Origin of the sequence: Microbacterium sp. LWO12-1.2, assembly GCF_040675875.1 — a bacterium.
In the GTDB taxonomy this organism is placed as follows: domain Bacteria; phylum Actinomycetota; class Actinomycetes; order Actinomycetales; family Microbacteriaceae; genus Microbacterium.
The window spans coordinates 364,583-389,467 of sequence record NZ_JBEGII010000001.1; the positions used below are offsets into that span (position 1 = coordinate 364,583).

Here is a 24,885-nt window from a genome sequence, read left to right on the forward strand (position 1 = left end):
GGTGGCTCGGGGGCAGCTGCTTCCTCGCTCCACCGAGACCCATCACCGTCATCGAAACCCCCTCCTGCAGACGTCTGCACGAGGGGGTTTCGGCGTCGACGGTGGGTCTCGGCATTCTCCAGTGTCGAGACCGACCGATCAGAGGATCACGATCGCGGACATTGCGACGGTGGAGGACGCCATCGTGGCGTGGTGCAGGCGATGCCCCCAGGAACGCTCCGTGCGCAGTGCGATCGCGCCGAGAAGGATGGCGCCCAGGCCGAACGCGCCGGCCATCACCTGCGGCATCATCGCGCCCCCGCCGTGCGCGTGCGCGTCCGGCGCGGCCACGGTGCCGGGCGCTGACACGGCGTCCGGCGCAATCGTCGTCATGAGGAGGATCAGCGCGGCGGTGGAGACGAGTCCGAGCGCGAGATGACCGGTCAGCACGGCTGACCCGGCGCCCGCGGACGCCTCGCTCCCGCGCGGGGACCGGCAGCGCGCGGCGAGAGCGAGGGCGGCGGGGAGCATCACTGCGAACCAGACCACCGGGGGCAGCAGCGAGAGCGTCATCGCGTCGGCCATGCCGATGAACATGAGCGCGCCGGCGGCGACTTCGGGAAGCCCGACGCCTCGCGGGATCAGGATGAGCGATCCCGCACCGACCAGCGCCGTTGCCAGGGCGAAGACGTGCAGGAGCTCGCTCACCGTGACGACGCGGTCGAGGCGTCCCGCACCGACACCCGGCGCCATGCAGCGTGCGCGACATCGGCAGGAGACGCAGCCGCGAAGGAGATCGCGCCGGCTGCGACGTCCAGCGCGACCGTGAGTTTCGTCTCCCAGCGCAGGTGCTCAGGCTGGTCGGCCCGCGCACGCACCGAGATCGGCGCATCGGGGATCGCCCCGAACGCGAGCGCCCTCTCCCGATCGTCGACGATGGCCGCGAGATCGGCGGCGTCCGTCAGACACCGGTACCGGGGGATGCTCGTGGTCTCGTACGGCGAGTACTCGCCCGCGGCGAGCTCAGCATCGAGGAAGTGGTTCGTGTGCGCCAAGGTCTGTCCACGCGGGGCGGGCAGCACCGCGACTCCGGCAGGGGAGACCTCCACGGCCGCGGCGGAGGGCGTCTCGCCGTCGAACGCGACGACCGTGAGCACGCTCGACGCGGCGAGGGGGACGGAGCGGGCCAGCGCGACGGCCTCGGCCAGCGTGCTCGCGCGGTCCAGGATCATCCTGGCGAGCACGTGCACGGGCACTCCGGCCTGCGAGCCGTCCGACCTGTGATGCAGGATGTTGAAGTGCACACCGACGCCGCGGTCGTTCACCCCGATCTTGGCCGGCTGCCCGAACTCGCAGAAGGTCACGACCCGCGCCCCTGAGGCCGACCGGAGCCGTCGCACCACGGTCTCGTTCGAGAGCGTCTCGTGCCAGTCCCAGGTCTGCAGCGTGCGCGGCGGTGTCGCATCGTCGGGCACGTACACGACGGTCGAGCACTCCATCGACGGGGTCATCCGCGCGAGGATCTCGGTGCGCGCCGTGAGCAGATGCACGTCGGTGAGTGGCAGCCCGCTCCCTTCGGCGATGCCGGCGAACTCGGCGGCGATCTCGGGCGCGTGGGTATCGATGGCTGCGCGGCATTCGTCCGCGACAGCTCTGGCGTTGTCAGCGCCGACGCCGGACTGCGCGAACAGTCGCAGATAGGAGTCGCGCGCACTGTGCAGCTGCGGCGTCCAGTGCGCGCCGAACCGGACGCCCTCGTGGTGCGGGCCGTCGACATCCGAAGACCACTCGTGCACGATCATTCGTCGCCTCCGATGCGTTCGACCAGTTCGGCGACGTCGCCGTAGGGGCATCCTCTGGCGCGCGAGGCGGCGGCCACCCGCTGTCGCACCTCGAGCGGCTTGTCCTGGCTGACCTTGAACACGGCGCGCTGCTCGATGATCTCGAACCGGAACGACACGATCCCGCCGACGATCCGCTCGAAGGTGGGCAGCGAGCTCGTCATGTCCCAGGCCGTCGGTTCCAGCGCTTCGAGCTCCTCGACCGTGCGCGTCACGACGTGCATGCCGTCGGCGGCATCCTCGAGCACCGTCACCCTGGCCGTGAGGTGCACGGCCGCGTAGTCCCAGGTGGGCACGTTCGGGTCGTCGGCGTAGGTGGTGGGGGAGACGTAGTCGTGGGGACCGGAGAACACCAGGAGCACGGAATCGCCGTCCGCGATCTGTTGCCACTGCGGATTCTTCCGCGCGATGTGTCCCAGGAGCTCCCCGCCGACGAAGCCGCCGTCCTGCGCCATCCGCTCGATGATGACGGGCGTGTGCGTGACGGTGGGCGCGCCCTCCGCTCCGCCGCCGTTCGAGACGACGAGGGCGAACGGGTGACGACGTACGAGCTCGTTCACCTCGTGCTGCGAGGGGGCGGGGTACTTCTCGAACTCGTACACGGTCAGCCCGCCGCGCAGAGGATGGCGTCCCACGCGGTCTCACCGGCGAGGGTGGCCACGGCGGTGGAGTTCAGCGACAACCTGCCGCGCGAGGTGCCCGGATCCTCGGGCAGCGCGACCTCGTCGGTCGTGAGGGCGAACAGGGTGTCGCCGTCGAGCGGGGTGTGGAACGGCTGGATGCCGCGGTGCATGGAGCTGTGCACCTGCAGGCCGAACTGCTTCAGCTCGACGTCGGACAGCTGCACGTTGGTGATCACCGCGGTGATCGTGGTATTGCCCGACATGGACTCGACCAGCCGCGACTCCCCGATCGCCTCTTCGTAGTCGAGCGCGGGGTGGCGGCGCTCCCCGGTGGTCGCATCGAAGTTGCCGCGGATGATCCGGCCCGCGCGGTCGAGGATCACGCCGTAGGGGTTGAGCACCGTGACCACGAGCACCTTCACATCTCCCACCTGCCGGAAGGCGGCGCCCTGCCCCGTGAACTCCACGCGAGCGGGATCGACCTTGCCGGACGACGCCGAGGCGCCGCCGCCGACGCGTCCGACCTCGATGACGCCCTCGCGTGCGGCCAGCAGCGCGGCTTTGCCCAGAGCGGTGTCGGGGAAGACCGAGTTGTCGCGCACCGAGTAGTCGTAGATGATCGCTCCGGAGACGAGCTGGAGCTGATCGAACCCGGAGCGGTGCTCCGCCCGTTCGAACAGCGCCTCGGACACACCGGCGACGGCGGACAGCCCGTACACGGATCCGCCGGCGAGGCAGATCGCGTGGTTGTAGCCGTAGAGTCCACTCGCACCGACCGCCCCGCCGCGTCGGTCGGTGAAGGTCCTGGCGCCGGCGGGGATCGACAGCACCGTCGCCCCGGTCGGACCCTCGGCGTACTCGGCGGTGCCCAGGAGCACGCCGGGGAAGTCGTACTCGACCTGTCCGCGATCCGTGCCGTGCACGGGGGCGAGGGCGTAGTCGCTGTTGGAGCGGCGGGGGCCTGCGGGGAGGACGGGGGCGAGGCAGTGGATGTCGGTCACGATGAGAGCTCCTGGAACAGTTGACGCGAATAGGGATGGCTGGGCAGGTCGTAGAAGACCTCAGCGGGGGCGTGCTCGACGATCTCGCCGGCACGCATCACCGCCAGGTGATGGGAGATGTAGCGCACGGCGGCGAGATCGTGGGAGATGAACAGGGCGGCGAAGCCGTGCTCGGCCTGCAGGTCCCGGATGAGGTTGAGGATCTGCGCCTGCACTGAGACGTCGAGGGCGCTCACGGCCTCGTCGAAGACGATGAAGGCCGGATGCGTGACGAGGGCACGCGCGACGCTCACACGCTGGAGCTGCCCGCCGGAGAGCTGGTGCGGACGGCGGGCGGCGAAGGAGGCGGGCAGCCCGACCCGCTCCAGCATGGCCACCGCGCGCTCCTCGGCCGCGGGGCTGCGTCGCTCATGCACGAGTACGGGCTCCAGCACCGACGAGAGCACGGTCGAGCGCGGATCGAGCGCCCACCGCGGATGCTGCAGCACAGCCTGCATCCGACCGGCACGGGACCGGAGGCTGCGTGCGAGCGGAGCACCCTGGAAGCGTACGGCTCCGGAGTCGGGACGTTGCAGGCCGAGCACGACGGAGCCGGTCGTGGTCTTGCCCGACCCTGACTCACCCACGAGACCGAGCGTCTCGCCGGGCGCGACCGCGAACGACACGTGCGACATGGCCCTGACCTTCCGCCGATGGGCACCGAAGCCCGACGTGAAGGCGACGCAGACGTCGTCGAGCTCGATGGTGGGCGCGGACGTCGACGTCGAAGACGAGGTGCTCATGCGGACACCCCCTCTCCGGGCCGGAGCCCCGTTCGATGATCGGCGTCGACGAGTTCCGCCGCACGGATGCAGAGGCTGTGGCGGGCACCGAGCGGTTCGGGCCGGACCACTTCGCAGGCGTCGATACGGTGGGCGCAGCGTGCGGCGAACGCGCATCCTTCCGCTTCGCCGTGCAGCACCGGCGGCGAACCCGGGATGCTCGACAGCCGCTCGCCGCGCTTCGCCCGCGACGGATCGGTCGCCGCGAGTGCCCGTGCGTACGGGTGCACGGGGCTGCCGAGCACGGCGGACGCGGGGCCGCGCTCCACGACGCGTCCGGCGTACATGACGGCCACTTCGTCGCACCACCGCGCGACGGCGGGCAGATCGTGGCTGAGCCAGAGGATGGTCGTGCCCTGCTCGCGGGCCTGCGCGAACAGCAGCCGCATGACCTCCTCGCGCACCTGGCTGTCGAGCGCCGCTGTGGGCTCGTCGGCGATGAGGAGCTTCGGACGACGACACATCGCCATGGCGATCGCCACGCGCTGGGCCATGCCCCCGGAGATCTGATGCGGGAACAGGCGCACGACGCGGGCGGGGTCGGTGATCTGCATCGACTCCAGCAACTCCACCTGGCGGCGGAGCGAGCCGTCGTCGCCGACGGCCCGGAGCACCAGCTTCAGCTGTGCGCCGATGCGCATCGTCGGATCGAGCGAGCCGATCGGGTCCTGCGCGATGTACGCGAGGGTGTCCCTGCGGTAGGCCCGGAGCGCATGATCGTCGAGGCCGAGCACGTCGTTGCCATCGATCTCGAGGACGCCGCGGACGATCCGCGCCGACCGCGGCTGCAAGCGTCCGATGACCGCGGCGAGTGTGGACTTTCCCGAGCCGGACTCTCCGACGATCGCGACGGAGCTGCCGTCGGCGACGTCGAGGTCCACTCCGTCGAGCGCGCGGACCGTGGTGGCGCCCGTGAAGTCCAGGGCCAGATCGCTGATATGCACGGCGGTCATCGGAGGGACCTCGTCTCTCGCGGTTCGAATCGGTCGCGGAGGCCGTCGCCGATGATGTTGATGCACAGGATCGAGATCACGAGCACGACGCCGGGGATGATGACGAGCTGAGGGGCCTGGGTCATGTACAGCATCCCCTGCTGGATGAGGAGTCCGAGAGATGCCTCGGGCACCTGCACCCCGAAGCCGAGGAAGCTCAGCCCGCCCTCGACCAGGATCGCGACGGACAGCGCGTAGCTCGCCTGCACGGCGATGGTGCCCGAGATGTTCGGCAGCAGGCGGCGGGCGAAGATCACCGGGGTGCGCACGCCGCTGATGCGGGCGGAGATGATGAAGTCGCGTTCGGCGACCGCGCGGGTGGCGATGCGCACCACCCTGGTCATGAGGGGGATCGTGATCACGACGATGCTGATGATCGCCGCAGGGCGTCCCGGTCCCAGCAGCGCGGAGACCAGGATCGCCAGCACCAGCGCGGGGAACGCGTAGAGCACGTCCGCGACACGCATGACCGCCTCGTTCACCGCACCGCCGTAGTAGCCGGCCAGCATGCCGAGCAGGGTGCTCACGACGGCGGAGCATACGACGGCGACGATCGACACGACGAGGGTCGTCGCCGTGCCCTGGAACAGTCGGGGGAGGAGCGAACGGCCCAGGTTGTCGGTGCCGATCGGGGCGAGAGCGGACGGGCCGTCGAGGCGCCCGCCGACGGTGGCGCTCGTCGATCCGGTGACGCCGGTGAGTACCGCGATCACCGTCACGATGACGATCACGCCGAGCACGATGATCGCGGTGCGCAGCACGGCATCGCTGCGACGCCAGGCACCGCGCGTGGCCTGGCTCGCCGCACGGACGCGGTAGGTGGCTGTGGGTGCGACGCTCATCGGCGGCTCCCTCCGGTCAGGCGCAGGCGCGGATCCAGCGCGTTGGCGATGAGGTCGACCAGCAGGCTCGCGACGATGAAGACGATCGCGGCGAGCAGCACGGCGCTCTGAACGATCGCATAGTCGCGGCGTCCGAGTGCCGTCTGCAGGTACGACCCCATGCCGGGGATGTTGAACACGAACTCGACGATCACGGTGCCGCCGAGCAGCACGGCGACCAGTGCGCCGACGATCGTGAGGATCGGGGCGGCGGCGTTGCGCAGCACGTGATGCCGCACGATGAACCAGGGCGTCTCGCCTCGTGCCACCGCCGCCTGCACGTGCGGTTCGACGAGCACGTTCATCACCGCATCGCGGGTGTTCCTGGCGACCACGGCGACGCAGCCCACGGCCAGGACCGTCACGGGGAGCACGAGGGATCCGAAGAACCGACCGGGGTCGACGGAGAACGGGGCGAACCGCCCGACCGAGACGCCGAGTCCGAGTGTGGAGACCGTGAAGACCACGACCCCGGCGAGCAGGAACTCGGGGATGCTGATGCCGAGGGCGCTGATGATACGTCCGACCGCCCCGGCCGACCCCTCTGAGCGGAGCGCGGCGACGAAGCCGAGCGGGATTCCGACCAGGAGGGTCACGACGATGGTGAGCAGAGCGATCGTCGCCGTGACAGGGAGACGGGCCGCGAACTCGTCCGATACCGAGACGTTGGAGACGAACGAATAGCCGAGGTCACCGGTGAGGACCCCGAAGATCCAGTGGAAGTACTGGGTGACCACCGGATCGTCGAGCCCGGACTCGGCCACCGCCTGGGCCCGCTGCGCCTCGGTGGCGAGCGGACCCAGGACGAGGTCGATGTAGTCGCCCGGCATGAGGCGCACGGATGTGAAGATCAGCACCGAGACGACGACCAGCGTCAGCAGTGCGGCGCCGATGCGCCGGAGCGACCACAGAGCGACGGCCATGTCAGCTCGCGCGGAACTGGGTGATGTAGCGGAGGAAGTTGCCATAGCCCTCGTCGCTGCTCAGCGTCGGCGACAGCGATGCCGTGTTCCATCCGATGGTGGACGGGCGCAGCACCAGCGGCACCATCTCGCTCTGCTCGTCGGCGACGGCGCACAGCTTCTCGAACACGGCGGCGCGGTCGGCGCCGGGTTCGGTCGAATATCCGTCGGCGATGAGCCCGTCGAGCTCGTCGGAGCCCTTCATGAAGACGGCGGAGAAGCCGGCGACCTCGGGGTTCCACCAGGTCGTGACCATGGCCGGGTCCGCGTAGCCGGCGAACCAGCTCAGCGCCAGGTCGAAGTCGGCAGGGCTGCCGTAGACGGCGGCGGAATAGGTGGCGTAGTCGACCTGCTGGATCTCGACGGTCACGCCGATCTCCGCGAGGTTCTGCTGCATGACCTGTGCGATCTGGGCGAGCACGGGTTCGTCGGTGTACACGACCAGGTCGAGCTCGAGGCCGCCGATCTCGTCGATCACGGCCTTCGCCGCCGCCACGTCCCGTGCGGCGGAGGGAAGGTCCTCGGCGACGCAGGCGTCGGGGAGGCCAGCGGGGGTGACGCCGGTCGCCGCCGTCGAGCCGCCGAACGCGAGCTCGTTGATGGCGTCCCGGTCGATCGCGCTGTTGATCGCGAACCGCACGTCCTGATCCTGCAGAGCCTCATCGCCGGTGAGCGAGTTGATCATCAGGTAGTGGAAGTCGGTGTTGCGCTGGCCGACGACCGTCACGTCCTTCGCATTCGCGAGGAGTTCGGCGGAGTCGATCGAGTTGAGCACTGCGAAGTCCGCCGAGCCGTCCCTGAGCGCTGCCGCCCTGGTGGCCTCATCGCCCACGATGTCGATCGTCAGCGTCGAGAACCCGAGGGATGCGGCGTCGGGGTGGTGCTCGTTCGGCGCGAAGGTCCACTCCTCGTCCTGCCGGTGCGCGGTCGCCACGAGCGGGCCGGTGCCGACCATCTCGGTCGTGATGTCGACCTCACCCGATTCGATCTCGGCCATCGGCAGCACGGCGGCCGGTGTGTTGGCGAGTGCGGCGAGGAAGGGGGCGTACGGCTCGGAGAGCGTGACGGTGACCTCGAGGTCGCCGGTCTCCTCGATCGACGCGATGGGGCCGAGCTGGCCGGTCCAGGTCGTCGGAGTGTCGAGGAGGCGCTGGAGGCTGCCGACCACGTCTGCCGCCGTCATCGCGCGTCCGTTCGAGAACACGGCGTCGTCGGCGAGCGTGAAGACGTACTCGGTGGCGCTCGGCGTCTCCCAGGAGGTGGCGAGCGAGGGTGCGACGTCGAGGTTCTCGTCGATGGTGGTGAGCGTCTCGTACGAGAGCCCCTCCAGCATCCAGGAGCGAGCCGTCGCCGCGCCCTGCGGGTCCAGGCCGCTGGCTTCGGCGGTGTCGTAGTCCACCTGGACGACGAGATCACCGCCGCCGTCGAAGGCATCGTCGGAGACGGCGAGGAACCCGGGTGCGACCTCGTCCTGCGTGGGTTCGGTATCGGGTGAGGCGCCGGCGGCGCATCCGGTGAGGGCGAGGACGGCGACGGCGGTGAACGCCACCCCCGCGCGAGCTGCAGTGTGCATGTCGGTGTTTCCCTTCGGGATGTCGGACGACGGCGGATCAGCCGTGGTGCGACGACGGGCGGACAGAGAGGTGATGCAGGTGGTGCTCGGTGCGTGCAGCGCCGGTGTCCTCGTGAGCACAGGCGCATGCGGTGGGGGAGGCCGGGACGTCGAGGGTCGGGTTCCGGTCGAAGAAGTCGTGGGGTTTCAGGGTGAAGCCGCAGGTGTCGACGGGCATGATCGGCCAGTCCTCCGTGCGGGGGAAGTGCGTGAGGCCGAACGTGTGCCAGAGCACCAGGTCGGCGCCGTCGAGTGAGGCGTCGTCGGCCACGAAGGCGGGCAGGCCCTGCTCCGGGGCGCTCTGGTTAACCACGTCGCCCGCCGGGTAGCGCTCGTCGGGGTCGTATGCGGTGACCCAGAGGTCGGAGGTCGCGAAGCGGGCACGGGAGGCGATCACCGATTCCGGCTGCGCGAGCAGCACCGGCTTACCCTCCGGCGTCAGGACGTAGGAGGTCGGTCGGCCGAGGCGGTTCTTCGCGGTCGCGCTGCTGATGCGCCACGTCCGATCGACGGTCGCGTTGGCCCGGCGCCGACCCTCCTGCTCGCTGCGCAGACGCGTCTTCGTGAAGCCGATCGCGCTGCCGTGCAGGTTGTCGTCGTCGATCGGCAGAGCCCCGACATCGACCTCGTCGATCACGGCGGGCCCGTCGTCAACGGCCATGTCGAGCCGTGCGCAGAACAGGTGCTGGTGATACGGGGCGGCGAGCCCCGGCGCGAGCTCGCTGGCGAAGCGGCTGGTGCGCTCGTCATAGGCCGCGGTGAACACGAGCCCTGTCGCCTTGGCCTCGAACTCGATCTTGCCGTCGAGATAGAGGTACCAGTAGAACCCGTAGTCGTAGTTGCCGACCGTGACGAAGAACGAGATCACCAGCCGCCGCTGGCGCCGGACGTCGCTCGTGCCGGTGAACTGCTCGGTGTGCTTCCAGAGCACCCCGGCGTCCTCCTCGTGGATGCAGATCGCGTTCGGCAGCACCTTCACGTCGCCGCGCGCATCGGCGATCGGCACGTCGAGGTACGTGATGTCGCCGACGCAGTCGCAGCCGAGCTCGAGGGAGTTCACGAGACGGCCGAGCAGGTACTCGCCGGTGTCGAAGTAGTTCTGCCAGAAACGCACGGGCCCGGGGTCGCCGTAGGGGACCAGCATCTCGGCGATCGAGGCGCGGTGCACGATCGGCCGCACGCGTCCGTCGTCCTCGAAGCCGATGCCGTGCAGCACCAGCCCCTCCCGCATGTCATAGCCGATGCGCAGCGACCACTTCTCCCACGAGATGACGTCGCCGTCGAACGAGAAGCTGGGGCCTTCGGGCTGCTGGATCACGATCGGCTTCTGCGTCGTGCGCTCGGGGCCGAACATGCCGGGCACGTGGTAGTCGCCGGTCTCCTGCGGGATCGGCATCACACCGGTATCGATGACGTCGACGACCGTGCGGCTCGCGAGGTCCACATAGGCGACGAGGCCGTCGATCGGATGCGCCCACGGCATGGTCTGCGGCGTCGGCTGGTGGTGGCCGAGCACGCGGGCCAGCCGTCGGCCTCGCTCGCCCTCGATCGGGTAGCGGCCCGCGCTGAGACCTGCCAGGGCGACGGTGCTGGGGTCGTCGATGCCGCGCGCAGCCAGCGCGGTCGCCCAGCGCTCGTCGGCGCCGATCAGCTCGCGGATGATCCCGTGCTCCTCCTGCAGCAGCGGCACCTGTCCGTCGCGATCGGGATCGATGTCGACGTCCTTCGCGAGCGTGCCGGTGCCGAGATCGACCGAGAGCGCCCGTGCGCGTCCGCTGTCGACGTCGAGGAGCTGCACGCGAGCGCGGCGGGGGACGCTGCGGCCTGCGGTGACCTCGGTGCGGTCGGGCTCGTCGAGTCCGATGTAGGCGATGCGGTGTGCGTCGTCGAGCGCGTCGTTCGCCCGGAGGATCTCGGCGACGCGCTGCAGTTCGTCCGCGGAGAGCGTCGCGTAGGGCGCCCCGGATTCGTCGCCGAGGCGGCGCGAGCGCTGGACGTGGTCGGACTGGGAACAGCTGCAGTTCATGGAGTCTCCGTCGGAAGTCGGTGCCGGAACGTCTGCGTGCCGGAACGTTCCGGCAAAAGTATGCGAAAAGCGTGTTACAGCGCAAGCCCCGATGTGTTTCGAGTGGATTACGACTGCTCCGGTGTGGTTAGACTCGGCCGCATGCAAGAGCCACGGCGCGCCCGATTGATCGATGTCGCACGGCGCGCAGGTGTCGGAAAGACCACCGCGTCCGACGCACTCAGCGGCGGCGGTCGCGTCTCGCAGGCCACGCGCGAAGCGGTGCTGGCTGCCGCCGCCGAACTCGGCTACTCCGTGAACACGGCGGCACGACACCTCCGCGGCGGCGCGATCGGCACGATCGGGATCGTCCTTCCCGAGGTCGTGTCGAGGTCGTCGTACTACATGGCCTTCACGTTCGGCATCGTGACCAGCGCGGCCGCGCACGACATCGACGTCACCATCGTCAGTCCCTCCATGTCATCAGGCCGCTCGCGGCCGATCCGCGCCGACGGACTCATCATCGGCGACCCGCTCTCCGGCGATGCGGCGCTGCCCGCGCTCATGTCGTCCGGGATCCCGATCGTCACTCAGGAGCATCTCCCCGACGACATCGCCGGCACTCCGGACGGCGTGCTCTGGTCGTCGCACGAAGCGGCGATGTTGCGGCTCTTCGACGAGATCGACGTCACCGGAGCTCGCCATCCTGCCCTCCTGGTGGCGCCCGATGCGACGGACTGGTCGCGCCAGCTGGTCTCCGGCTATCGCCAGGGCTGCGCGGCGCGCGACCTCGCCCCGGTGATCGCCCCGATCTCGTTCGAGGCGCCGTGGCACGCTGTCCGCGAAGCGACGGAGAAGCTGCTGCAGGCGCATCCTGAGACGGATGTGATCATCTGCGGCCCTGACTCCAGCGCGATCGAGGTCGTGGCTGTGCTCGGGCGGCTGGGGCGCACGATCGGCGAGGACATCACGGTCGTCTCGTGCGTCGACCATCCGTCGCTCCCGTTCCTGACACCGTCGATCACCTCGATCGACCTGCGACCGCGCGACTCGGGCGTCGCCTGTGCGGAGCTTCTCATCGACCTGCTCGACGGACGCGTGGCATCCGGCACTGATGTGGAGTTCCCGATCGCCGTGGTGGCGAGGGAATCCACCGCCCAGGCGCTGCGGGTGCGCCAGTGAGCGCGCCTCTCGACGGCATCGTCGTCGCGGACTTCTCGCGCGTGCTCGCCGGCCCCCTCGCCACAATGACGCTCGCCGATCTCGGTGCGCGGGTGATCAAGGTCGAACGACCGGGGACCGGCGACGACACGCGGGCCTGGGGTCCGCCCTACGCCGAGTCCGGCATCACGACGTACTTCGAGTCCGCGAACCGCGGCAAGGAGTCGGTGACCCTGGATCTCACCGACCCTGCCGACGTCGCTCGTGCGCACGAGCTCATCGCCCGCAGCGATGTCGTGATCGAGAACTTCCGTCCCGGCCTGTTCGCGAAGCTCGGTTTCGAGTGGGAGGCTCTTTCCGCCGCCAACCCGGGCCTCGTCTCCGTGTCGGTCAGCGGCTTCGGCCTCGGACCCGGTGCCGAGCTGCCGGGGTACGACTTCGTCGCGCAGGCGGTGGGCGGTCTGATGCACATCACGGGCGACGCCGACGGCGATGCGATGAAGGCCGGCGTCGCGCTGGTCGACGTGCTCACGGGTAAGGACGCGGTGATCGGCATCCTCGCCGCTCTGCGTCGACGCGAGCGCACGGGGCGCGGTTCCCGCATCGAGGTCAACCTGCTGTCGAGCCTGCAGGCGGCACTGGTGAATCAGGTGTCGGCGCATCTGGGAGCCGGTTCGGAGCCGGGCCGTCTCGGCAACCGCCACCCCTCCATCGCGCCGTACGAGTCTCTGCGCTGCGCGGATGCCCCGATCGCGGTGGCGTGCGGGAATGATGCTCAGTTCGCCCGGATGGTGCGCGAGCTGGGACGACCGGAACTCGCGGCCGACGATCGCTTCCTGAGCAATCCGGATCGGGTCGCGCATCGGGACGCCCTCGTCGTCGAGCTCGAGTCCGCTCTCGCCCATGACACCGCCGCAGCCTGGGCAGACCGCTTGAACCGGATCGGTGTCGCGGCGGGTGTCGTCAACTCGATCGGCGACGGCATCGCTCTCGCCGACCGGCTCGGCCTCGACCCCGTGTGGGAGGCCGTGGGCGTCGACGGGCGACGCTCGCGGCAGATCCGGTCCCCGCTGACCTGGACGCCCGGCATCCCGGTGTCCGTGTCGGCGCCACCGCTGCTCGGCGAGCACGACGAGCAGGTACGCGCCTGGCTCGACGCGGGCGGCTAGAGCGGAAGGTCGCGGAGCGCGATCCAGAGCTCGGCAGCAACATCCGGATCGTCGAGCGAGACGGCGAGCAGCTTCTCCGCCGCCAGAATGCGCGGACGGATGGTGTTCCGATGCACGCCCAGTGCGCGGGCGGTGCGTTCTGCCTGCTGCCGGTTGCCCAGATACGCCACCACGGTTCGGTGCAGGTCCGGATCGGCCGCGGCGAGTGCGGCCGCCCAGCCGCGGGCCCGCCCGTTCGGGTCGATCCGGAGGCCGTCGTCCCCCGATGAGCGGTGCCATGCGGCGACGCGAGCGGCGGTGGCGGCGACGTCCTCCAGCGCGATCTCACCGCTGAGGATGCCGGAGCCCGAGGTCGGGGCGGAGTCGGCGTGCCAGAGCGTGACGTGCAGGCCGTCGACGTCGACTCCACGCCCAAGAGCGCCGATGGCAGGCTCCCCGCTCGCCAGCACACGGAAGAGCATCGGCAGCTGCACGTCGGATGCGGCGGCGAGCGCCCGCGCGGCCGCAGCCTCGCCGCGGAGGGCGAGCACGGTGATCCAGTCTTCGGGAGGCGTCGACCCTCCCGCCTCGCGGGCGATCAGCAGTCGCAGGAGCGCGGTGGCGGTGAGCGCGAGCTGGCGGTCGGAGCTGCCGAACGGTCTGCCCGCGCCGAGGGCGAGTGCGCCGCGGGTGCGCTCGCCGTCGGTGACCGCATGCGCGACCACGGTCGAGCCGTGCGACACGAAGGACGCCGCTTCCACGCCCGAGCGCAGCAGCGACCGCTCGACATCGGCCCGCACCGAGGGCAGCATCCCTTCCAGCGATCTCGGATGCAGCAGGGCCGGGGAGGTGGTGCGACCGAGCGGCAGCCAGGCCACCCATCCGCCGATCGCCTGCGCCATCACCCGGACCACGGCCGCCACAGGGTCCGGTCCCGCCGCGGCCTGGACCAGTCGAGTGTGGGCGTGCGCCGTGCGCATCGCCTCCTCCTGGCCGCCGCGTCCGGCGATCGACCAGAACGCCCGGGAGACGTCGAGGAAGGGAGCCCCGTCCGGGACCTCGAAGACCGGGATCCCCGCCGAGCGACAGTGTTCGACGAGGGCCGACGGTGCGTGCTCCCAGCCCTCGCCGAGACCGATGCCGATCGCGCCGATCCCCTGTGCGGCGAGGCGGTCGACGTACGCGTCCGCCGTCGCTGAGCGCAACGGAATGCCGGTCGTGAGCAGGAGCTCGCCGCCCTCGAGATAGCGGCCGGGGTCCTCGAGTTCCGAGACGTGGACTCCGGTGATCGCGCGGGCGGCGTCGAACGGCGCGAGCGGGCGCAGGGAACTTCCGGCCAGACTGACGAGCTCTCCGAGAGACACCATGCCCTCATTGTGCGGGATGCACAGTATTGGCGCAAAGACTGGGCGAAGTGTGCCCATGGGCGGAGGTGCTTCGCCCTAGCGTCGACCTCATGACCTCCGTTCCCCACCTGCTCACCGAGATCCCCGGCCCGCGATCGCGTGCACTCCATGCGCAGCGCGATGCCGCCGTCGCCTCCGGATTCGGCGTCACGCTGCCCGTGTTCATCGCCAGCGCCGGAACCTCGACCCTTCAGGACGTCGACGGCAACACGCTCATCGACCTCGCATCCGGTATCGCCGTCACCAGCGTCGGTGCCGCCAACCCCCGCGTGCGGCAGAACGTTGCGGAGCAACTCGACCTCTTCACCCACACCTGCTTCATGGTGACCGAGTACGAGGGCTTCGTCCGTGTCGCCGAATGGCTCAACGACCACGTGCCTGGCGACTTCGAGAAGAAGACCGGCCTGTTCAGCACCGGCGCGGAGGCCGTCGAGAACGCGGTGAAGATCGCCCGCGCCCACTCCGGTCGACCGGGGATCCTGGTGATCGACGAGGCGTACCACGGCAGATCGCTGCTGACGATGGCCATGACGGCCAAGGAGCACCCCTACAAGACCTCGTTCGGCCCGTTCCCCGGCGACGTCGTGCGCGGGCCCAACGCGAATCCCCTCCGCGGTGCCGGGGCGGATGAGGCGCTCGCCGAGATCGAGCGCATCATCCTCGCGCACGGCGCCGAGCACTTCGCAGCCCTCGTCGTCGAGCCGATCCAGGGCGAGGGCGGGTTCATCGTTCCCGCTGAGGGCTTCCTCGCCGGCCTCCGTCGCATCGCAGACGCCCACGGCATCATCCTGGTCATCGATGAGATCCAGACCGGCCTCGGCCGCACAGGCCGTCTTTTCGCGAGCGAGCACGAGGGGATCGCGGGGGACATCATCCTCACCGCGAAGGCGCTCGGCGGCGGGCTGCCCCTGAGCGCCGTCACCGGCCGTGCCGACATCATGGACGCCGCACACGCGGGCGGCCTCGGCGGCACCTACGCGGGCAACCCGCTGGCCTGCGCGGCCGCGCTGGCCGTGTTCGAGGTGCTCGAGGAGCCGGACCTGCTCCCACGCGTCGCCGGCATCGAACAGCGCATCCGCCGCCACCTCGAACCGCTCCTGATCGAGCTCGACCAGGTGGCAGAGGTGCGGGGGTGCGGCGCGATGATGGCGATCGAGTTCGCCGACCCCGGAACGCTCGCTCCGCGGCCCGACCTCGCCCAGCGGATCTCGGCAGCGTGCCACGCAGCCGGCGTGATCACGCTGACGTGCGGCACCTTCGGCAACGTCATCCGGCTGCTCCCGCCGCTGGTCATCGAAGAGGCCGTGCTCGAAGCGGGGCTCGAGATCCTCGTCGCATCCATCCGCTCCATCGCCGCCGAGGAGGCAGCCGCATGACCACCGTTCCCGACCTGCTCGACTTCGACGAGATGCTCTCCGCAGACGAGCGCGCGACGCGCGACCGCGTGCGGACCTTCGTCGACGCGCGCGTGCGCCCGCACATCGCCCGCTGGTATGACGAGGCGATCTTCCCCACCGAGCTCGTGCCGGAGCTCGCCGACCTCGGACTGCTCGGCATGCACCTCAAGGGCTACGGCTGCGCCGGCCGCAGCGCCGTGGAGTACGGCCTGGCGGCGATGGAGCTCGAGGCGGGCGACTCAGGGCTGCGCACCTTCGTGTCGGTGCAGGGATCCCTCGCGATGAGCGCCATCCACAAGCACGGCAGTGAGGAGCAGAAGCAGGAGTGGCTCCCTCGCATGGCGCGGGGCGAGGTCATCGGCTGCTTCGGGCTCACCGAACCGAACTCCGGATCGGACCCGTCGAGCATGACGACCTTCGCGCGCCGCGACGGCGACGGATGGGTGATCAACGGAGCCAAGCGCTGGATCGGTCTCGCCTCGATCGCCCAGGTCGCGATCATCTGGGCGCAGACCGATGACGGCATCCGGGGCTTCATCGTGCCGACGGACTCCGACGGTTTCGTCGCGACGCCGATCACCCCGAAGCTGTCGATGCGCGCATCGATCCAGTGCGACATCACGCTCACCGACGTGCGGCTGCCCGCCGAGGCGCAGCTCCCGGAGGCGCGGGGACTGCGTGCCCCGTTCTCCTGTCTGAACGAAGCCCGCTACGGCATCGGGTGGGGCGTCATCGGCGCCGCACGCGACAGCTATGCCACGGCGTTGTCGTACTCGCGCACCCGCATGCAGTTCAACCAGCCCATCGCCTCGTTCCAGCTCACGCAGCAGAAGCTCGTCGACATGGCCGTCGAGATCGAGAAGGCGCAGCTGCTCGCGCTGCGGCTCGGGCGTCTCAAGGACGCCGGCTCTCTCGCACCGCACCAGATCTCGGTCGCGAAGCTCAGCAACACGCGGGCCGCGATCGCGATCGCGCGAGAGGCGAGGACGATCCTCGGCGGCAACGGCGTCTCGGGCGACTACTCGCCGCTGCGTCACGCCGCGAACCTGGAATCCGTGCGCACCTACGAGGGGACCGACGAGATCCACACGCTCGTGCTCGGCGCGCACATCACCGGCATCCCGGCGTTCCGCAACACCACCATCGAGGGAGCATCATGACCGTCATCGCCCTGCGCCACTTCATCGACGGCGCCTGGATCGAGGGGACCGGCGAGGCTCTCGTCGATGTGAACCCGAGCCGTCCGAGCGACATCGTCGCGGAAGGGCCGGGAGCTTCGGAGGCGGATGTCGACCGTGCCTACCTCGCGGCCAGGGCCGCGTTCGACGGCTGGCGGCGGACCCCGGCGCGTGCGCGAGCGGCGATCCTGCTCCGTGCCGCCGACATCATCGACGCGCACCGGGACGAATGGGGGCGCGAGCTCGCCCGCGAGGAGGGGAAGACGCTCGCGGAGGCGATCGCTGAGACCGGCCACTCTGCGAACATCCTCCGCTTCCATGCGCAGGAGGTCGAGCGGCCGAGCGGTGGCGTCTTCGAGTCTCCGACTCCGGGGGAGCGGATCCTCGTGATCCGCCGGCCGGTGGGAGTGATCGGGGCGATCACCCCGTTCAACTTCCCGATCTCGATCCCGGCGTGGAAGCTCGCGCCGGCACTCGTCTGGGGTAACACGGTGGTCTGGAAGCCCGCGACGTTCGTCCCCGTGCTCGCGATGCGCTTCGCCGAGGCGCTCGAGCAGGCGGGGCTGCCGCGCGGGGTGCTGAACCTGGTCAACGGCACCGCAGCCGTCGGCGAGGCGATCGTGTCGCATCCGGATGTGGACGCCGTGACCTTCACCGGCTCGACGAAGGTCGGACGGATCGTCGCTGCCCAGCTGGCCGCCCGCGGTGTGCCGTTCCAGGGTGAGATGGGCGGCAAGAACGCTGCTCTGGTGCTCGCGGACGCCGACCTCGACGTCGCGGTGGAGCAGGTGGCGATCGGCGCGTTCCGCGCGGCAGGGCAGAAGTGCACGGCGACCTCGCGCGTGATCGTGCACGAGGCCGTGGCCGACGAGTTCCTCCGTCGACTCGCGATCCGCACCGAGCGGATGGTCGTGGGCGATGCGCAGGACGAGGGCGTCGAGGTCGGACCGGTCGTCGACCTCGCGGCACGCGATCGTGTCGCTGCTGCCCTCGTGCGGGCCCGCACCGCGGCGACCGCTGTCGTCGCCCCGGAGCCGTACTCGTCCGGTGCGCTCGCCGAGGGGTACTTCATCCCGCCGTCCATCTTCGAGCTGCACGAGGACGCCCCGGGGGAGCTGTGGACCGAGGAGCTCTTCGGCCCCGTCGTCGGTGTGCGCAGGGTCCCCAGCACGGCGGCCGGCATCGCCCTCGTGAACGACAGCGAGTACGGTCTCTCCACCGCGGTCTTCACGACCGGGCTCGCGGACGCGCTCAGCGCGATCGAGGACATCAGGGTCGGGGTCGTGCACATCAACTCCGCATCGGCCGGTGCCGACCTGCACGTGCCGTTCGGCGGCAGCGGGGCGAGTGCGCTCGGCCCGAAGGAGCAGGGAGCGGCAGCCAGGGAGTTCTTCACCGAGACGGCGACGGTCTACCTGCGCGGCTGAGACATCGGAGTCGGATCGACCCCCACCGTCGTGTCCGATTTCCGCTAGTGGGTGTCGGGGGCGCGTGACAGAGTGGTGGCATGAGCCTTCCTCTGACCGACTTCGACGAGCGGTACCGTGCGATCAGCGCACGCGACACCCGCTTCGACGGACAGTTCGTGACGGCCGTGAGCTCGACCGGGATCTACTGCCGTCCGAGCTGCCCCGCCCGCACCCCGAAGCCGCAGAACGTGACGTTCTATCCGACCAGCGCGGCCGCGCACGAAGCGGGCTACCGGGCGTGCAAGCGGTGTCTGCCCGAGGCGGCGCCCGGGTCTCCGGCGTGGGACATCCGCGGCGACACGGCGGCGCGCGCGATGCGCCTGATCTCCTCCGGTGTGGTCGAGCGCGAGGGTGTTCCCGGTCTGGCCGCGCGTCTCGGATACTCGAGCAGGCACCTCACGCGGCTCCTCACGACCGAGCTCGGCGCCGGGCCTCTGGCGCTCGCGCGGGCGCATCGGGCGCACACGGCGCGGATGCTGTTGGTCGGCACCGACATGCCCATCTCCGACGTCGCCTTCTCGGCGGGATTCGCCAGCATCCGGCAGTGCAACGACACGATCCGCGAGGTCTTCGGTCTCACCCCTGGTGAGCTCAGGGCGCGACGGCGGATGCCGGCCTCCGCCGTCCCCGGAGCCATCGATCTCGTGCTGCCCTTCCGTGGCCCGCTCGACGCGAGCGGCATCGTCGCCTGGATGTCGGCGCGTGCGGTCACCGGAGTGGAGGAGGCAGGAGCGAACTCGTTCTCCCGACACCTGCGCATGGACGGAGGTCCTGCGTGGTTCGAGGTGCGCCAAGATGAAGCGGCGCGTCTCCACCTGCGCGCCCGTGTGGCCCGCCTGGGCGATCTCGCACCGCTCGTCGCGACCGTGCGACGCATCTTCGACCTCGATGCCGATCCGCTCGCGATCGACGAGGCGCTCTCCGCGCACGCCGAGCTCGCTCCGCTGGTGGCCCGCACCCCGGGTATCCGGGTTCCCGGTTCCGCCGACCCGCACGAGATGCTCATCAGGGCGATGATCGGCCAGCAGATCACGGTCGTCGCCGCGCGCACCGCGCTCACCGCACTCACCGAGGCACTGGGGGAGCGCACCGAGAACGGGCTGCTGTTCCCGACCATGCCGGCGATCGCCGAGCACGGCGCCGAGGTGCTGCGCGGCCCCGCCGCCCGCATCCGTGCCATCACCGGAGCCGCCGCCGCGCTCGCCGACGGGTCGCTCACACTCACCGTGGGTGACGACGGGCCCGCGCAGCGCGCGGCACTGCTGGCGATGCCCGGCATCGGACCCTGGACGGCCGACTACGTGCGCATGCGCGTGCTCGGCGATCCCGATGTCCTCCTCCCCGGCGACGTGGCGCTGCGAGCAGGGGCCGCGGCCTCTGGGCTCCCCGGAGAGCCACGCCCCCTCACCGCGTGGGCCGAGCGCACGGCTCCCTGGCGCAGCTATCTCAGCGCACACCTGTGGCGTGCCGCCCCGGTAAGGCAACCGGCAGCCCGGCGCACCGCATCGGTCCGCTCGGCGGTCCGCTCAGAAGACACGACCTCGAAGGAGACATCATGACCGCGATCATCCAGACCATCGACACCCCCGACGGTGCCTTCACGATCCTCGCCGACGATCATCAGCACGTGCTCTCCTCCGGGTGGACCACCGACGTGGAGGCCATCCTCGGCCGTCTGCCCGTCGCCGCCAGGCCCGCCGAGATCCGCGAGGGCGAGACGGAGGCGGCCGCGGCCGCGCTGGCCTATTACGCGGGCGAGCTCTCGGCCATCGACTCCGTGGCCGTGAAGCAGTCGGGCACCGTGCTGCAGCTCACCGGCTGGTCGCAGCTCCGCACCATCGAGCCGGGCGACCCGCTGACCTACACGGGCTTCGCTGCACGGCTCGACAACCCGCGGGCGGTGCGCGCGGCCGCGTCCATCTGCGCCCGCAACGCGCCGGCGCTGTTCGTCCCCTGCCACCGGGTGCTGCGCACGGACGGCACGCTCGGCGGCTTCGCCTGGGGGATCGGCGTCAAGGAGAGTCTGCTGGCGCGCGAGTCTGCGGGGCGTTGAGCGGGGAGTTCCGCCGACGCGGGAATGTCTCTTGCGCTCAGCTGGTTCACAGCAATAGGCTGGTGGGCTGTCGCGCCGACCGGACGACATCGCCGAGCCCCTGAGGAGGACACCATGACCACGATCTTCGTCACGCAGATCGCAGCTCTCGGCTCGACCCCGGTGCGTCCGCTCGGTTAGAGCCGCATCGCGCGCCCGATCAGGGCCAGCCGTCTCGGATGCCCGACCTCCAGGGTCCGCTCCCGCATCCGCCTCTCCTTCCTGAACCGCTCTTCGCTCGAAACTCTCTGAGAGACATGTCTTCCTCGCCTTCTTCGCAGAACACCGCGTCCTCCCTGTCCACCCCTGCCGCGCTGTGGCGGCTGAAGCCCTTCGTCAAGCCCGTCATTTGGCGGCTCGCCGGGGGTGCTGCCAGCGCCCTGATCGCGGCCATCATCGCCCTCATGATCCCGATCGTGCTCGAGCAGATCATCAGCGGACCCGTCCGCGACGGTGAGATCAGCGCGATCGTCTGGGGAGCTCTCGCGGTCTTCGCCCTCGCTCTCGGCGAGGCGCTCATGGTCTGGCTGCGACGCCAGTTCGTGCTCAACCCGGCCACCGAGGTCGAGTACAAGATGCGCACCGAGCTCTACTCGCGCCTGCAGACTCTGCCGGTGTCCTTCCACGACCGGTGGGGCTCCGGCCAGCTGCTCAGCCGCATGATGCAGGACATCGGTCTCATCCGCCGGTGGCTCGCGTTCGGACTCGTGCTGCTCGTGGTGAACATCCTCACCATCATCATCGGCTCTGTGCTGCTGTTCCGCTGGCACTGGCTGCTCGGCACGATCTTCCTGGTGACCGCGATCCCGCTGTGGATCCGTGGCTATCTGTTCGAGAAGCGCTACGGGGCGCTCACGCGGCGCAGCCAGGACCAGGCCGGCGACCTCGCCACCAGCGTCGAGGAGAGCGTGCACGGCATCCGCGTGCTGAAGGCGTTCGGTCGCGGCAAGCACGCGCTCAGCCGCTTCAGCCGCCAGGCGGAGACCCTGCGCGAGACCGAGATGAGCAAGGCCCGCGCGATCGCATCGATCTGGTTCTGGCTCGACCTCATGCCGCAGATCGCGTTCGGTCTCAGCCTGATGTCCGGCATCTGGCTGATCTCGCAGGGGCAGATCGACGAGGCACAGCTGTTCGCGTTCTTCGCGATGGCCGTGGTGCTGCGCTGGCCCATCGAGTCGATCGGCTTCCTGTTCTCGTTCATGCTCGACGCCCGTACGGCGACCGACCGTGTGTTCGACATCTTCTCCGAGACGAACACCATCACCGACCCGGAGAACCCCGTGCACATCGCGAACCCGCGCGGAGAGCTCGCGTTCGAGAACGCGCATTTCCGGTACCAGGACGCCGGTGCGCATGAGCGTGATCTTCTCGACGGCATCGACCTTGTGCTGCGCCCCGGCGAGACCATGGCGCTGGTGGGTCTCACCGGCAGCGGCAAGACGACGCTCACGACCCTGCCCACGCGTCTGTACGACGTGACCGGCGGCAGGGTCACGCTCGACGGCGTCGACGTGCGTGACCTCCCACTGTCGGAGCTCCGACAGCACATCGCCATGGCCTTCGAGGACGCGACGCTGTTCTCGGCGACCGTTCGCGAGAACGTGCTGCTCGGACGTGCCGAGCTCGACGTGCACAGCGAAGAGGGCGAACGGGTGCTGCGTGAAGCGCTGCAGGTCGCACAGGCCGGCTTCGTGGACTCGCTGCCCGACGGCGTCGAGACCGTGATCGGCGAGGAGGGTCTCAGCCTCTCGGGCGGTCAGCGTCAGCGACTCGCCCTCGCCCGTGCGGTGGCGGCGAACCCGAAGGTCCTCGTGCTCGACGACCCGCTGTCGGCGCTCGACGTCGACACCGAGGCTCTGGTGGAGGAGGCCCTTCGCCACGTGCTCGCCGACACCACAGCCATGATCGTGGCGCACCGTCCGTCGACCGTCGCGCTCGCCGACCGCGTCGCACTGCTCGAAGCAGGTCGCGTGACGGCGGTGGGCACCCACTCCGAGCTGCTGAAGACGAGTCGTCACTACCGTCACGTCATCTCCAGCCTGGAGGCCGAGGAAGCGGCACGCACCGGGGCGATCCCGGTGATCCGCGATGAACAGGCCGAGATCGACGAAGAGGTCCAGGAGGGCCTCGGGATGCGAGCCGCCGACGAAGACCCGATCACCGAGAAGGAGGTGCAGCGATGAGCTCCGCCATCACCGGAACCCAGAACGAGGATCGTTCCGAGTACACCCGTGACGAGAGCAGGGAGATCCGTCGTCGGTCCCTCCGGTTGCTCGGATCCCTGGTCAGCCCGCTGAAGCCGCGGATCGTGCTGGCCGCCGCGGTGCTGGTCGTGTCGACTGCTCTGCAGGTCGCCGGCCCCATCCTCATCAGCATCGGCCTCGACCGCGCGCTGCCTGCGGCCATCGAACAGGCCGACTGGATGCCGACCTTCATGATCGGCGGCATCTACCTGTTGGCTGGTGCCCTCGCCGCTGTCCTGATCGCCTGGTACGTCATCATCGCCGCCAAGCTCACCCAGGCGGTGCTGCTCGATCTGCGCAAGCGGATCTTCCTGCACACCCAGCGCCTGAGCCTCGAGTTCCACGAGTCGTACACGTCTGGCCGCATCATCTCGCGGCAGACCAGCGACCTCGACTCGATCAAGGAGCTCCTCGACGGCGGCCTGAACGAGCTCGTCTCCGGTGTGCTGTTCGGCCTCTTCACGTTCATCGCCCTGTGCTTCTGGGACTGGCAGTCCGGACTGATCCTCGCGATCGGCGGCGTGCCGCTGTTCTTCCTGATGCGCTGGTTCTACTCGCGCTCGCAGCTCGTGTACCGCGAGTCGCGCGTGATCAGCGCCAAGGTGATCGTGCAGTTCGTGGAGACCATGACCGGTATCCGCGCTGTGAAGGCGTTCCGCAAGGAGCCGCGCAACGATGTGGCATTCCAGGAGGTCGCGGGGGACTACCGCGATGTCAACCGTCGCTCGATGCTGCTGTTCGGCACGTTCGAGCCGGGGCTCATGGGCGTGGCCGCGCTGGTGCTCGGCATCGTCGTGCTCTGGGGCGGCATCCGGGTCTCCGAGGGTGCGCTCACGGTCGGCGTGCTGCTGTCGGCTGTGCTGTACGTGCGTAACTTCTTCGCGCCCATGCAGGAGATCGCGATGTTCCTGAACTCCTACCAGTCCGCCACTGCGGCGCTGGAGAAGGTGTCGGGAGTGCTCGAAGAGGTGCCGACCGTTCCGGACCCCGAGAAGCCGGTCGACCTGTGGGAGTCGCGCGGTCACATCGAGTTCGACGAGGTGACCTTCGGCTACAACGGCGAGAAGACGATCCTCCCGAACTTCTCGCTCGACATCCCGGCGGGCCAGACGATCGCCCTGGTGGGAACGACCGGTGCGGGCAAGTCCACGCTGGCGAAGCTCATCTCGCGGTTCTATGACCCCTCGCTCGGTCGGGTGACCCTCGACGGGATCGACCTGCGTTCGCTGCATCCGAAGGACCTGCGCCGTGCCATCGTGATGGTGACGCAGGAGGCCTACCTGTTCAGCGGCACCGTGGCAGACAACATCGCGCTCGGCAAGCCCGACGCGACGATCGATGAGATCAGGGCGGCGGCCCGCGCAGTCGGCGCCGACGAGTTCATCTCGTCACTGCCTGACGGCTACGGCACCGACGTGAACAAGCGCGGCGGCCGGGTGTCGGCGGGCCAGCGTCAGCTGATTTCGTTCGCCAGGGCCTTCCTCGCCGACCCGGCGGTGCTGATCCTCGACGAAGCCACGGCATCACTCGATATCCCGTCGGAGCGGCTGATCCAGGATGCCCTGCAGACCCTGCTGAAGGACCGTACCGCGATCATCATCGCGCACCGTCTGTCGACGGTCGCGATCGCCGACCGCGTGCTGGTGATGGAGCACGGCGAGATCATCGAGGATGACACCCCCGCAGCGCTGATCGGTGGCACCGGGAAGTTCGCGCAGCTGCACGCGGCATGGCAGGAGACGCTGGTCTAGGTTGACCGCGCAGTTTCCGCGGCCTTTGTGAAGTTCGGCGGCCACATCTTGCGGATGTGGCCGCCGAACGTGCATCCGGCCGCAGAAGTGTCGACGCGTGTCACCGCGCGCGCGACGCCGGAGGTAGATGCAGGCCGCGCGCGATGGCCGCAGCGACCGTGCGTTCGACGTATGCCCAGTCGTGCAGGATCTGCGCGTAGGTGAATCGGATCACGGTGTACCCGCGCAACCGGAGTTCGGCATCGTGCGCGACATCCCGGCCGCGGTCGGCAGAGCGCGAATGATGGGCGAAACAGGCCCGAATCCGACATCCCGCGGACGGC

20 protein-coding genes are annotated in these 24,885 nt (G+C 69.7%); 9 read left to right on the plus strand and 11 right to left on the minus strand.

What is annotated here, in order from left to right; all coding sequences use genetic code 11:
* Nucleotides 1-138 precede the first annotated feature (138 nt).
* From MRBLWO12_RS01775 to MRBLWO12_RS01820, 10 genes are read right to left on the minus strand one after another with little or no spacing between them, the layout of a single operon-like run.
* On the minus strand, nucleotides 139-687 hold the full coding sequence (locus tag MRBLWO12_RS01775; protein WP_363552099.1) for a hypothetical protein: 549 nt from the start codon (nucleotides 685-687) through the stop codon (nucleotides 139-141).
* Nucleotides 684-1,781, minus strand: coding sequence for a C45 family peptidase (locus MRBLWO12_RS01780; RefSeq protein WP_363552101.1), 1,098 nt, complete (start codon nucleotides 1,779-1,781; stop codon nucleotides 684-686). Before MRBLWO12_RS01780 ends, MRBLWO12_RS01775 begins: the two co-directional genes overlap by 4 nt.
* Complete coding sequence (locus MRBLWO12_RS01785; RefSeq protein ID WP_363552103.1) at nucleotides 1,778-2,455, minus strand: FMN-binding negative transcriptional regulator; 678 nt, start codon at nucleotides 2,453-2,455, stop codon at nucleotides 1,778-1,780. The genes MRBLWO12_RS01780 and MRBLWO12_RS01785 overlap by 4 nt, the downstream gene beginning before the upstream one ends.
* The gene (locus MRBLWO12_RS01790) at nucleotides 2,425-3,444 is read right to left on the minus strand and encodes a P1 family peptidase (protein WP_363552105.1); all 1,020 of its coding nucleotides are present in this window, start codon (nucleotides 3,442-3,444) and stop codon (nucleotides 2,425-2,427) included. The genes MRBLWO12_RS01785 and MRBLWO12_RS01790 overlap by 31 nt, the downstream gene beginning before the upstream one ends.
* Nucleotides 3,441-4,226, minus strand: a complete 786-nt coding sequence (locus MRBLWO12_RS01795; RefSeq protein WP_363552107.1) for an ATP-binding cassette domain-containing protein — start codon at nucleotides 4,224-4,226, stop codon at nucleotides 3,441-3,443. Before MRBLWO12_RS01795 ends, MRBLWO12_RS01790 begins: the two co-directional genes overlap by 4 nt.
* Nucleotides 4,223-5,218, minus strand: coding sequence for an ABC transporter ATP-binding protein (locus tag MRBLWO12_RS01800; protein WP_363552109.1), 996 nt, complete (start codon nucleotides 5,216-5,218; stop codon nucleotides 4,223-4,225). Before MRBLWO12_RS01800 ends, MRBLWO12_RS01795 begins: the two co-directional genes overlap by 4 nt.
* Nucleotides 5,215-6,099 (minus strand): ABC transporter permease, encoded by an 885-nt coding sequence (locus MRBLWO12_RS01805; RefSeq protein WP_363552111.1) that lies wholly within the window; start codon nucleotides 6,097-6,099, stop codon nucleotides 5,215-5,217. The genes MRBLWO12_RS01800 and MRBLWO12_RS01805 overlap by 4 nt, the downstream gene beginning before the upstream one ends.
* On the minus strand, nucleotides 6,096-7,061 hold the full coding sequence (locus tag MRBLWO12_RS01810; RefSeq protein WP_363552113.1) for an ABC transporter permease: 966 nt from the start codon (nucleotides 7,059-7,061) through the stop codon (nucleotides 6,096-6,098). Before MRBLWO12_RS01810 ends, MRBLWO12_RS01805 begins: the two co-directional genes overlap by 4 nt.
* A 1-nt stretch (nucleotide 7,062) precedes the next feature.
* Complete coding sequence (locus tag MRBLWO12_RS01815; protein ID WP_363552115.1) at nucleotides 7,063-8,673, minus strand: ABC transporter substrate-binding protein; 1,611 nt, start codon at nucleotides 8,671-8,673, stop codon at nucleotides 7,063-7,065.
* A gap of 37 nt (nucleotides 8,674-8,710) precedes the next feature.
* Entirely contained in the window at nucleotides 8,711-10,738 is a 2,028-nt protein-coding gene (locus MRBLWO12_RS01820) for a primary-amine oxidase (RefSeq protein ID WP_363552117.1), read from the minus strand.
* A gap of 141 nt (nucleotides 10,739-10,879) precedes the next feature.
* On the opposite strand from MRBLWO12_RS01820, the gene MRBLWO12_RS01825 reads away from it, so the two are divergent.
* Both MRBLWO12_RS01825 and MRBLWO12_RS01830 read left to right on the plus strand, forming a co-directional pair.
* The gene (locus MRBLWO12_RS01825; RefSeq protein ID WP_363552119.1) at nucleotides 10,880-11,899 is read left to right on the plus strand and encodes a LacI family DNA-binding transcriptional regulator; all 1,020 of its coding nucleotides are present in this window, start codon (nucleotides 10,880-10,882) and stop codon (nucleotides 11,897-11,899) included.
* The gene (locus MRBLWO12_RS01830) at nucleotides 11,896-13,047 is read left to right on the plus strand and encodes a CaiB/BaiF CoA transferase family protein (protein WP_363552121.1); all 1,152 of its coding nucleotides are present in this window, start codon (nucleotides 11,896-11,898) and stop codon (nucleotides 13,045-13,047) included. The genes MRBLWO12_RS01825 and MRBLWO12_RS01830 overlap by 4 nt, the downstream gene beginning before the upstream one ends.
* Here the strand turns inward: MRBLWO12_RS01830 and MRBLWO12_RS01835 are convergent.
* On the minus strand, nucleotides 13,044-14,393 hold the full coding sequence (locus MRBLWO12_RS01835) for a PucR family transcriptional regulator (protein ID WP_363552123.1): 1,350 nt from the start codon (nucleotides 14,391-14,393) through the stop codon (nucleotides 13,044-13,046). The two genes, MRBLWO12_RS01830 and MRBLWO12_RS01835, sit on opposite strands and share 4 nt — an antisense overlap.
* 89 nt (nucleotides 14,394-14,482) lie before the next feature.
* On the opposite strand from MRBLWO12_RS01835, the gene gabT reads away from it, so the two are divergent.
* The 7 genes from gabT to MRBLWO12_RS01870 all read left to right on the plus strand — a co-directional run bounded on the left by gabT (nucleotide 14,483) and on the right by MRBLWO12_RS01870 (nucleotide 24,562).
* Nucleotides 14,483-15,808, plus strand: coding sequence for a 4-aminobutyrate--2-oxoglutarate transaminase (gabT, locus tag MRBLWO12_RS01840; protein WP_363552125.1), 1,326 nt, complete (start codon nucleotides 14,483-14,485; stop codon nucleotides 15,806-15,808).
* On the plus strand, nucleotides 15,805-16,989 hold the full coding sequence (locus MRBLWO12_RS01845) for an acyl-CoA dehydrogenase family protein (protein ID WP_363552127.1): 1,185 nt from the start codon (nucleotides 15,805-15,807) through the stop codon (nucleotides 16,987-16,989). The genes gabT and MRBLWO12_RS01845 overlap by 4 nt, the downstream gene beginning before the upstream one ends.
* The gene (locus tag MRBLWO12_RS01850) at nucleotides 16,986-18,434 is read left to right on the plus strand and encodes an aldehyde dehydrogenase family protein (protein WP_363552129.1); all 1,449 of its coding nucleotides are present in this window, start codon (nucleotides 16,986-16,988) and stop codon (nucleotides 18,432-18,434) included. The genes MRBLWO12_RS01845 and MRBLWO12_RS01850 overlap by 4 nt, the downstream gene beginning before the upstream one ends.
* Nucleotides 18,435-18,514: 80 nt before the next feature.
* Nucleotides 18,515-20,035: a DNA-3-methyladenine glycosylase 2 family protein gene (locus MRBLWO12_RS01855; protein WP_363552131.1), complete on the plus strand. Its 1,521-nt coding sequence runs from the start codon at nucleotides 18,515-18,517 to the stop codon at nucleotides 20,033-20,035.
* On the plus strand, nucleotides 20,032-20,529 hold the full coding sequence (locus tag MRBLWO12_RS01860; RefSeq protein WP_363552133.1) for a methylated-DNA--[protein]-cysteine S-methyltransferase: 498 nt from the start codon (nucleotides 20,032-20,034) through the stop codon (nucleotides 20,527-20,529). Before MRBLWO12_RS01855 ends, MRBLWO12_RS01860 begins: the two co-directional genes overlap by 4 nt.
* Nucleotides 20,530-20,825: 296 nt before the next feature.
* Nucleotides 20,826-22,751 (plus strand): ABC transporter ATP-binding protein, encoded by a 1,926-nt coding sequence (locus tag MRBLWO12_RS01865; protein ID WP_363552135.1) that lies wholly within the window; start codon nucleotides 20,826-20,828, stop codon nucleotides 22,749-22,751.
* On the plus strand, nucleotides 22,748-24,562 hold the full coding sequence (locus MRBLWO12_RS01870; protein ID WP_363552137.1) for an ABC transporter ATP-binding protein: 1,815 nt from the start codon (nucleotides 22,748-22,750) through the stop codon (nucleotides 24,560-24,562). Before MRBLWO12_RS01865 ends, MRBLWO12_RS01870 begins: the two co-directional genes overlap by 4 nt.
* Nucleotides 24,563-24,885 lie beyond the last annotated feature (323 nt).

What these genes read in the sequence shown, in the direction of transcription:
- MRBLWO12_RS01795 (WP_363552107.1), bottom strand. Translation starts at nt 4,226, where the DNA reads ATGAGCACCTCGTCTTCGACGTCGACGTCCGCGCCCACCATCGAGCTC.
- MRBLWO12_RS01805 (WP_363552111.1), bottom strand. Translation starts at nt 6,099, where the DNA reads ATGAGCGTCGCACCCACAGCCACCTACCGCGTCCGTGCGGCGAGCCAG.
- MRBLWO12_RS01845 (WP_363552127.1), top strand. Translation starts at nt 15,805, where the DNA reads ATGACCACCGTTCCCGACCTGCTCGACTTCGACGAGATGCTCTCCGCA.
- gabT (WP_363552125.1), top strand. Translation starts at nt 14,483, where the DNA reads ATGACCTCCGTTCCCCACCTGCTCACCGAGATCCCCGGCCCGCGATCG.
- MRBLWO12_RS01835 (WP_363552123.1), bottom strand. Translation starts at nt 14,393, where the DNA reads ATGGTGTCTCTCGGAGAGCTCGTCAGTCTGGCCGGAAGTTCCCTGCGC.
- MRBLWO12_RS01815 (WP_363552115.1), bottom strand. Translation starts at nt 8,673, where the DNA reads ATGCACACTGCAGCTCGCGCGGGGGTGGCGTTCACCGCCGTCGCCGTC.
- MRBLWO12_RS01865 (WP_363552135.1), top strand. Translation starts at nt 20,826, where the DNA reads ATGTCTTCCTCGCCTTCTTCGCAGAACACCGCGTCCTCCCTGTCCACC.
- MRBLWO12_RS01850 (WP_363552129.1), top strand. Translation starts at nt 16,986, where the DNA reads ATGACCGTCATCGCCCTGCGCCACTTCATCGACGGCGCCTGGATCGAG.
- MRBLWO12_RS01780 (WP_363552101.1), bottom strand. Translation starts at nt 1,781, where the DNA reads ATGATCGTGCACGAGTGGTCTTCGGATGTCGACGGCCCGCACCACGAG.
- MRBLWO12_RS01820 (WP_363552117.1), bottom strand. Translation starts at nt 10,738, where the DNA reads ATGAACTGCAGCTGTTCCCAGTCCGACCACGTCCAGCGCTCGCGCCGC.
- MRBLWO12_RS01860 (WP_363552133.1), top strand. Translation starts at nt 20,032, where the DNA reads ATGACCGCGATCATCCAGACCATCGACACCCCCGACGGTGCCTTCACG.
- MRBLWO12_RS01855 (WP_363552131.1), top strand. Translation starts at nt 18,515, where the DNA reads ATGAGCCTTCCTCTGACCGACTTCGACGAGCGGTACCGTGCGATCAGC.
- MRBLWO12_RS01825 (WP_363552119.1), top strand. Translation starts at nt 10,880, where the DNA reads ATGCAAGAGCCACGGCGCGCCCGATTGATCGATGTCGCACGGCGCGCA.
- MRBLWO12_RS01810 (WP_363552113.1), bottom strand. Translation starts at nt 7,061, where the DNA reads ATGGCCGTCGCTCTGTGGTCGCTCCGGCGCATCGGCGCCGCACTGCTG.
- MRBLWO12_RS01870 (WP_363552137.1), top strand. Translation starts at nt 22,748, where the DNA reads ATGAGCTCCGCCATCACCGGAACCCAGAACGAGGATCGTTCCGAGTAC.
- MRBLWO12_RS01800 (WP_363552109.1), bottom strand. Translation starts at nt 5,218, where the DNA reads ATGACCGCCGTGCATATCAGCGATCTGGCCCTGGACTTCACGGGCGCC.